We start from the raw sequence: 5,837 nt of genomic DNA, 5'->3' as shown, positions 1-5,837 counted from the left end.
AGCAGAACGGCCCGGCCGCCGCCGTCGCGCCCGGATCGAGCGGCGCGAGCCGGACCATCCGCCACGGCTCGTCCTCGCAGCGCGCCCGCACCGTGACCGCGTCACCGGCCCGGCTCGCCCGTACTGTGACCCGGCGCCCGGACCACTCGGGCACGGGCGCCACCGACCAGTCCGAGACCCCGCGCGTCACGACGGCGCCGAGCTGGGGCAGCCCGTCGCTGACCTCGATCCCGGCCTTGATCCAGTTCTGCGCGTCGACCCGGACCATGAGCCCGGCCTGGTCGTACAGCTCCTCGAACCGCGCGACGAACTCCACCTCGACCGCACACCCGGAAGGGAGGCCGGTGAGCAGCGCGTGCCCGTCGTCCCGTACGAAGCCGTAGCTCGTCGTACGCCAGAAGTCACTCTCGCGCCGGGTCGTGACCAGCAGCGCGTCCCCGTCCATCTCGGCACGCAGCGGAGGGTTGAGCCACGCCGCGTCGGACCACCCGACGACCTCGCGTTCGTCCATGGTCCTCAGTATCGGACCTCGCTCTGCAGCAACGGTGGATACACGGAGGACGGCTCACCGTCGACGGTGGTGCCCGCGAACTGCAGCATCGCCCGCAACGCGCCGTGCATCGGCGCCGGGTAGTCCAAGGCCGGAGCCGACACCTCATCGAGCATGCGGAGGTGCTCGGAGGTGAGGGCGACCTCCAGGCCGGCGAGGTTGTCCTCCAGATGGTCCACGCGCCGGGCGCCGAGGATGGGCACGACCGTGCCCTCGCGAGCGCGCAGCCAGGCCAGCGACACCGCCGCCGAGGTGGTCCCGAGCTCGTCGGCGACCGCGGCGACGGCGTCGATGACGGTGTACTCGTCCTCGCCGGGGCCGCCGACGTAGGCCGTGCGGGCCGAGTCGGTGACCTGCGTGCCGCGCCGGTACTTGCCGGACAGGAAGCCGTTCTTCAGCGGGCTCCAGGCGACCATCGCCATGCCCTGGTCGAGCGCGAGCGGCCCGAGCTCGCCCTCGACGGTACGGGCCAGCAGCGAGTACTCGACCTGTAGCGCGATGAGCGGGGTCCAGCCTCTGAGCAGCGCCGTGGTCTGCGCCTGGGCGGTGACCCAGGCGGGCGTGTTGGAGAAGCCCACATAGCGGATCTTCCCGGCCTGGACGAGGTCGTCGAGGGCGCGAAGGGTCTCCTCGATCGGAGTGTTCCGGTCCCAATTGTGCAACCAGTACAGGTCGAGGTGGTCGGTCCGCAGTCGGCGGAGGGTCTGGTCGAGCTGGGCGATGATCGACGAGCGGCCGGCGCCGCCGCCGTTGGGGTCACCGGGGTGGAGGTTGGTGAAGAACTTCGACGCCAGCACCACGTGCTCGCGCAGCCCGGGCCGGGCGGCGAAGAAGTCACCGAGGATCTTCTCCGAGTGGCCGTTGGTGTAGAAGTTCGCGGTGTCGATGAAGTTCCCGCCCCGGTCCAGGTAGGTCGCCAGGATCCTCTCGGACTCCTCGACGCCGCACCCGGCACCGCCGGGATCTTCGCCGAAGGTCATCGCGCCGAGCGCGAACGGGCTGACCCGCAGCCCGGACCGGCCGAGGGTGACGTAGTGATCGAGCGGCATGTGCGTGCTCCCGTGCCGTACGGAATGGTCCCGCTCATCGAAACGCGCGCCGGGTGGTCCACGGTAGGCGGATCCGCGCGAAGTCTTGCCTGATACTGCCGACTTCGCTCCGATCGGCCTTGCCCCGGAGCGGTCGCCATGGTTCCGTGAGGTGTGCGCTCCACCCCCGACGTCCTGGACGAGATCCGCCGTCTCATCGCGGGGCACGCCCGGCCGGATCTTCGGACGGCGATCGACGGGCTGCGGCTGTCGAAGGTGGAGTCGGCGCCGCCGGACCATTCGCTGACCGAGCCGCTGCTGGTCGTCATGGCCCAGGGCGGCAAGCGTCTCCTGCTCGGTGACCAGGTGTTCGAGTACCGGACGGGGCAGTTTCTCGTGGTCACCGCCGACCTGCCCGTCACCGGCCACTTCCTCGACGCCAGCCCGCAGCTGCCGTCGCTGGCCCTGGGCCTGGTGCTGCGGCCGGAGGCCATCGCCCCGCTGCTGCTGGAGACACCACCCGGACGGTGGTCCAGATCCAGAACCGACGCGCCCGCGATCGCGACCGGCGCCGCCTGGCCCGAGTTGCTCGACGCCGTGACACGACTGCTGCGGCTCCTCGACCACCCTGCGGACGCGCCCGTGCTCGCCCCCCTGGTCGAACGGGAGATCCTCTGGCGGCTGCTCACCGGCCCGCACGGTGGCATGATCCGCCAGATCGGACTGGCCGACAGCGGCCTGTCCCACGTCAGCCGCGCCATCCGGTGGATCCGCGACAACTACGCCGAGCCGATGCGGATCTCCGATCTGGCGCGGCTGGCCGGGATGAGCCCGTCCGCGTTCCACCGGCACTTCCGCGCCGTCACGACCCTGAGCCCCCTGCAGTTCCAGAAGCGCATCCGGCTCCAGGAGGCCCGGTCCTTGCTGGTCACCCGCCCCGGCGACGTCGCCGGCGTCGGGCATCGCGTCGGCTACGACAGCCCCACGCAGTTCAACCGAGAGTACCGGCGGCTGTTCGGCGCCCCACCCGGCCAGGACGCCGCGCGCCTCCGCGCGGACCCCGGCCCGCACGACACCCGGCACCTGCCCTGACCGCGTCCGGACCGCGTGCGTTTCTGTGATCTCGGTCGTGTTCTCGGCGAAGGTCTGGCCGTACGCTCATCCGTCATGGAACCGGATGTTCTGGGCGCGGACTACGAGGCGCTCCGGCTGAGCTTCGAGGATGACGGCGAGGGCGAGGTCGTCGCGACGCTGGTCCGTCGCCGCGCCTCTGGGCGGAAGGCCGTGCTGTACGTTCACGGCTTCGTCGACTACTTCTTCCAGGCGCACCTCGCCGACTTCTACGTCGAGCGCGGCTACAGCTTCTACGCGCTCGACCTGCGCAAGTACGGCCGGTCGCTGCTGCCGCACCAGACCCCGTACTTCGCCCGCAGCATGACCGACTACTTCCCCGAGCTCGACGAGGCGGTGCGGCTGATCCGGGAGGAGAACGACGTACTGCTCGTCAACGGGCACTCGACGGGCGGGCTCATCACGGCGCTGTGGGCCGACCGGGTGCGCGGTCAGGGGCTGATCGACGGGCTGTTCCTCAACAGCCCGTTCCTGGAGCTGAACGTCCCGGCGCCGGTGCGGACGCTCGCCGGGCCGCTCGTGCGCGCGGCGGCGCGGGCGTGGCCGAAGGGCGTGTTCCCGACCGGGCCGTCGGAGTCGTACGTACGGACCATCCACCGTGACCACGGCGGAGAGTGGGACTTCGACCTGACGTGGAAGCCGGAGAAGGGCACCGTGCGTCTGGGCTGGCTGGCCGCGATCATACGGGCGCACCGGCAGGCGCACGCCGGGCTGGCGATCGACGTGCCGGTGCTCGTGATGGCCTCCACGCGCAGCGCGCGGAGCAAGAAGGACGACATGACCAGCGCGGACTCCGTGCTGAACGCCGACGACATCGCCCGCTGGTCGACGCGGCTCGGGCCGCACGTCACCTGCGTGCGCATCGACGGCGGCCTGCACGACCTGAGCCTGTCCGCCGCGCCGGTACGGGACCGGTTCTTCGTGGAGCTGGACCGCTGGCTGGCGGCCTACATGGACGTCAGAACTCCTGTTCCCCGCCCTCCTGGCTCACCGTGAAGATGTGCCGGCTGGCGGCGCAGACCGACTCGAGGATGTGCACGGGAGTGTCGTCGGCGGAGTAGGACGCCCGCAGCACCTGGACGGCCCACTCGCCCAGGTCGAGTTCGAGCGCCTCGGCCTCCGCGCGCGTCGCGGGCCGGGCCATCAGGGTCTCCTCCGCGTGGCCGAAGCCGTACCCCAGCTCCTTCAGGCACTCGCGCAGTGACGGCCGGATGGGGCCCGGCTCGGCCACGGACGTGCCCGCGAACAGGTCGGCGCGGAAGTAGGAGGTGACCAGGCGCACCGGCACGTCGTCGGCGAGGATCACCCGCCGGCGCGCGATCACCTCATCGCCCGTCTGCACGCGCAGGCAGCTCGCGACGTGCTCGCTCGACGGCTCGGTGCCGACGAACAGCACGCGGTGGCCGGGGCGTACGCCCTGCCGTTCGGCGGCGGTGACGAAGGCGGCGTTGTTGGCGAGAACGGCCGGCGTGGTGGGCAGCGCGCGGTGCACGATGACCTGAGGCCGGGTCTCGGGCGGCGGCTGCGGAGCACGTGACGCCGGGCCCTTGCGCATCTGGGAGATGCGGCCGGGCGACACGCCGAGGACGCTGGCGATCTCTTCGAGCCGGTGGCCGCTCTCGCGGGCTTCGGCGATCGCCTGGCGGCGCATGCGGGCCGCCTCTTCGACGAGGTTCTGCTGTTCGGTCATGGCCTGGCCGAGCGCGCAGGCGCGCTCGATCGGGTCGGAGATCGTGGCGATCTCGTGGAGGGTGTTGAGGTTCACTGCGTCGGCACTCCGGTGTTCGAGACGAACTCGGCCCCCTGTTGCATGGTCACACATTGTGGTCGTATGCTCACAGCATAGTTTCTTTACCCTCCCTAAAGCCCGCCCTGAGGAGTGATGTCGCCATGCGCGAAACACCGTTCGGTCACCGCGGCGATCGTGATATAGGCGAAACGGCCCCAGGTGGCGGGATCGGCGCACGCGGCGGGCGGCCCGATATCCCGGCCACGGCCGGCGGGCCGGTGCTCGGCTCGATCGTCCTCGCGCGCCGTCCCGAGGAGGTCGCGGCGGCCCGCCGGTTCGTCGCCAAGGTCCTCGGCGACCGGCCCGAGATCGACACCGCACTGCTGCTGACCAGCGAGGCGGTCACCAACGCGGTGATCCACGCCACCGGTCCGACCGTGACCGTCACGATCACCCGGACCGCCGCGGGCATACGTGTGGAGGTCGGCGACGGCGGGGCCGACACCGTCCCCACGATCCGCGATCGCGGCGACCTGCCGACCGATGGTGATCTTCGCGAGGGCGGCCGGGGCGTCCTGCTGATCCGGCGGCTCGCGGTCCGCTCCGGCTTCCGCGCCGACGAGAGCGGCCTCACCTACTGGTTCGAGTTATGAGACCGATGAGGTGGTGAGATCAGTCGAACTGGGACAGGTCGAAGTTGTCGAACAGCATCTGGGCGTCGGTGCCGTTGCCGTTGTCGAGCCGGGCCATCAGGCCGGCACCGCCGTTCGCCAGGGGAGCGTCGCCGTCGGTGGCCTCGGCCGCGAGCTTGCCGTTGACCCACAGGCGCAGGTGGACCTTCTTCCCGTCCTGTTCGCACACGGCCTGCAGGCGGTTCTTCTTCCCCTCCTTGAACCCCGGGGCCGAGTTCTTCTGCGCCAGTTCCTTCGACCCCGCCTTCCCGGCCTCCTTGCGGATCAGCGCGCCCCGCCCGTCGGCCCGGACGAAGAAGTCATAGGAGCTCGAGTCGCTGCCGTCGCCCTCACCGCGGCAGTACACCCCCAGCAGGCCGTACGGCGGGCTCTGCTTGACGGTGGCGTCGGCGCTGACCAGAAGCTTGGTCGGCAGGGCGTTGTCGACCGGTGCCTTCGACCAGGACTCCGTGTTGATGCTGCCGCCCGCATCGATGCGATAGCCGCCCTGGAAGTACCCGGTGTCGGAGATCCACGTCGAGCCGGACCAGCCGGAGCCGGTGTTGGAGAAGTCGTCGGAGAAGACCGTGGTGGGGTTGGACGGCGGTCCGCCTCCACGCGTGCCCAGGTACACCGCGCCGCCCACCAGGACCACCAGCACGACCGCGGCCGCGGCCAGCACGGGCGGCCGTGGCCAGATCGGCCGGCCGGCCGGCGGCGTCGGCGGG

Annotated in this window: 6 protein-coding genes and 1 pseudogene; 3 read left to right on the top strand and 4 right to left on the bottom strand. The window is 71.1% G+C overall.

Going from position 1 to position 5,837, the window contains the following annotated elements; translation table 11 throughout:
- Both ACFFNX_RS39900 and ACFFNX_RS39895 read right to left on the bottom strand, forming a co-directional pair.
- The coding region (locus ACFFNX_RS39900; protein ID WP_378211353.1) for a DUF1349 domain-containing protein at nucleotides 1-511 on the bottom strand (511 nt) is incomplete at its 3' end.
- A 5-nt stretch (nucleotides 512-516) separates the two neighbouring features.
- A complete protein-coding gene (locus tag ACFFNX_RS39895; RefSeq protein ID WP_378211352.1) occupies nucleotides 517-1,599 on the bottom strand; it encodes an aldo/keto reductase in 1,083 nt (360 codons plus the stop codon).
- A 153-nt stretch (nucleotides 1,600-1,752) separates the two neighbouring features.
- Here ACFFNX_RS39895 and ACFFNX_RS39890 point away from each other — a divergent pair, with 153 nt between their 5' ends.
- Entirely contained in the window at nucleotides 1,753-2,670 is a 918-nt protein-coding gene (locus ACFFNX_RS39890; RefSeq protein WP_378211351.1) for an AraC family transcriptional regulator, read from the top strand.
- Between the two features lie 75 nt (nucleotides 2,671-2,745).
- Entirely contained in the window at nucleotides 2,746-3,705 is a 960-nt protein-coding gene (locus ACFFNX_RS39885; protein ID WP_378211349.1) for an alpha/beta hydrolase, read from the top strand.
- On the opposite strand, the gene ACFFNX_RS39880 is transcribed toward ACFFNX_RS39885, so the two are convergent.
- Nucleotides 3,668-4,474 carry a GntR family transcriptional regulator gene (locus tag ACFFNX_RS39880; protein WP_378211348.1) on the bottom strand — a complete coding sequence of 269 codons (807 nt, stop codon included), beginning with the start codon at nucleotides 4,472-4,474 and terminating at the stop codon, nucleotides 3,668-3,670. The two genes, ACFFNX_RS39885 and ACFFNX_RS39880, sit on opposite strands and share 38 nt — an antisense overlap.
- A 242-nt stretch (nucleotides 4,475-4,716) precedes the next feature.
- Between ACFFNX_RS39880 and ACFFNX_RS39875 the strand changes: the two genes are divergently transcribed.
- Nucleotides 4,717-5,091: an ATP-binding protein gene (locus ACFFNX_RS39875; protein ID WP_378211347.1), complete on the top strand. Its 375-nt coding sequence runs from the start codon at nucleotides 4,717-4,719 to the stop codon at nucleotides 5,089-5,091.
- A gap of 19 nt (nucleotides 5,092-5,110) precedes the next feature.
- Here the strand turns inward: ACFFNX_RS39875 and ACFFNX_RS39870 are convergent.
- A pseudogene (locus ACFFNX_RS39870) lies at nucleotides 5,111-5,837 on the bottom strand (hypothetical protein); the annotation flags it as partial.

Origin of the sequence: Actinoallomurus acaciae, assembly GCF_042429965.1 — a bacterium.
GTDB classification, from domain to species: domain Bacteria; phylum Actinomycetota; class Actinomycetes; order Streptosporangiales; family Streptosporangiaceae; genus Actinoallomurus; species Actinoallomurus acaciae.
The sequence above is the reverse complement of the archived record's forward strand: the minus strand, read 5'-3'. Positions and strand labels throughout refer to the sequence as shown.